The 1,435-nt window shown below is 59.8% G+C and carries 4 protein-coding genes and 1 pseudogene; all 5 read right to left on the bottom strand.

The genetic code is table 11. From position 1 onward, the window contains the following. A pseudogene (locus KP814_RS32505) lies at window positions 1-347 on the bottom strand (hypothetical protein); the annotation flags it as partial. 2 nt (window positions 348-349) lie between these two features. Beyond that, window positions 350-529 carry a hypothetical protein gene (locus KP814_RS32500; RefSeq protein WP_216740126.1) on the bottom strand — a complete coding sequence of 60 codons (180 nt, stop codon included), beginning with the start codon at window positions 527-529 and terminating at the stop codon, window positions 350-352. Beyond that, on the bottom strand, window positions 526-960 hold the full coding sequence (locus KP814_RS32495; RefSeq protein WP_216740666.1) for a hypothetical protein: 435 nt from the start codon (window positions 958-960) through the stop codon (window positions 526-528). The genes KP814_RS32500 and KP814_RS32495 overlap by 4 nt, the downstream gene beginning before the upstream one ends. Then, window positions 957-1,256, bottom strand: a complete 300-nt coding sequence (locus KP814_RS32490; RefSeq protein ID WP_216740665.1) for a hypothetical protein — start codon at window positions 1,254-1,256, stop codon at window positions 957-959. Before KP814_RS32490 ends, KP814_RS32495 begins: the two co-directional genes overlap by 4 nt. After that, window positions 1,253-1,435 (bottom strand): major capsid protein (locus KP814_RS32485; RefSeq protein WP_216740664.1); only part of this gene is annotated, 183 nt, incomplete at its 5' end. The genes KP814_RS32490 and KP814_RS32485, both read right to left, overlap by 4 nt.

Below are 1,435 nucleotides of genomic sequence, written 5' to 3'. Positions count from 1 at the left end.
AGATTCTGCTTCGCCAGCAGGTATAGCTCGCCCGGATTCAGCGGATTCGGCAGCGTCTCAGCGGTCACCGTGCCGGCGGTTTGCTCCGTGGAGACGCCATAAAGACCTAGCGCCAGGTTGGACGGAATCAACTCCTCCAATGTGCAGGCGAATTCGCCTTTCTTGGTTTTGATCAACTGCAGATCCGTCAATCGTTGTCCGCTGACGGATTCCTGATGTTCAAGAGTTTCCACCGACAGCGACACTTTCAACTCAGGAACGTTGCCCACGTAGCTGAGTCCCAGAGGGTGGCCGAGGGGATCGCGCGCGCCGATATAGACGCGCCCCTGGCCGGAGAAATACGACATGTTTAATTTCCTTTTGGGTGGGGTGTGCGATCTTTGGCCTGGGCCGTTTTCGTTGATGTGATGGCTTCAGCCACGCCAAGCTCGATCAGCCAACGGGCGGCGGCCGCATCGACCTCAATACAGTCGCCGGGGCCATAGGCGACGCCGGCATGGATGTGAGGACATAAGAGCTTTAACGTCACAATACGCTTCCGTCTCGGGTTAAATCATGGATATGCGTGCGATACCGCACCTCATAGCGCAGTGGCAGTGCGACAGCCCCGGCATCGGCGTCTTCCGCATCCCACTCCGCGTCGATTTCCAGTAATGCGTAAGCCAGTCCGCCCACATTCGCGTCGCGCATCAGCGCCGTATGGGCTGCGACCGCCAATCGATCCGCTTGTTCAAAGGCATCCCGACCGCGGGTGATCGCCACCAGACGAATACTCAATGCGCGTTCCACCCGATCATTCACGCGGGCAAGGACGACGTCCGACTCCGTCATCAGCAGCAGCGCAGGGCTTGCTTCCCGATTGATCGGCGCCGTGGGATAACGCCAGACAGGGACCGGAGCCAACGCCTTCTTGAGCGTGTCCAGGCATGTGCGTTGAATGCGTTCACGAATGGAATTCACCTGAGCGGCTCCAACCGGGTCAGATCCGCCCGTCGTTCAGCGCCATCACCCACGGCCCGAATATCACGCACCTGATAACAAACGCCTGCGACGACGATTTCGTCATCGATAGCCAAGGTGGGAAGCGCCGAGGCTGGGTAGCGAATGGCGTAGTCGGCGGACAGCGCCAGTCCCTCGAGCACGGGCTCATCCGGCGCCCGGAACTCCACTGACGCCGAGCCCCCGTCAGTCACTGCGCGAACCAACAGGCCTGCTCGATCAGCGGCGTCATACAAGGCCTCCAAACGTGTGATCATGCGGTTAAGCGCACCAGGACGCCTGGGCGTCGGCACATTGGCAACGGATTGGACTGGGTGTGCAAATCCGTGCCGCGGCCAAACTTGCGCGGCTCCTGTTTCGCATACAGCGGTTTACCGATGGTATTGACGGTTTCATTGAAGTCCGCTGGCGCGCAATGTGTGGCGAAGGTGTCGAT

The organism is Hahella sp. HN01, assembly GCF_018986435.1.
Lineage (GTDB): Bacteria > Pseudomonadota > Gammaproteobacteria > Pseudomonadales > Oleiphilaceae > Hahella.
Note: the sequence above shows the minus strand (reverse complement) of the source record. Positions and strands in the feature narration are given on the sequence as shown.

Bases quoted from the DNA above. Each gene is read 5' to 3' on its own strand.
- KP814_RS32490 (WP_216740665.1), bottom strand. From the start codon at position 1,256: ATGATCACACGTTTGGAGGCCTTGTATGACGCCGCTGATCGAGCAGGC.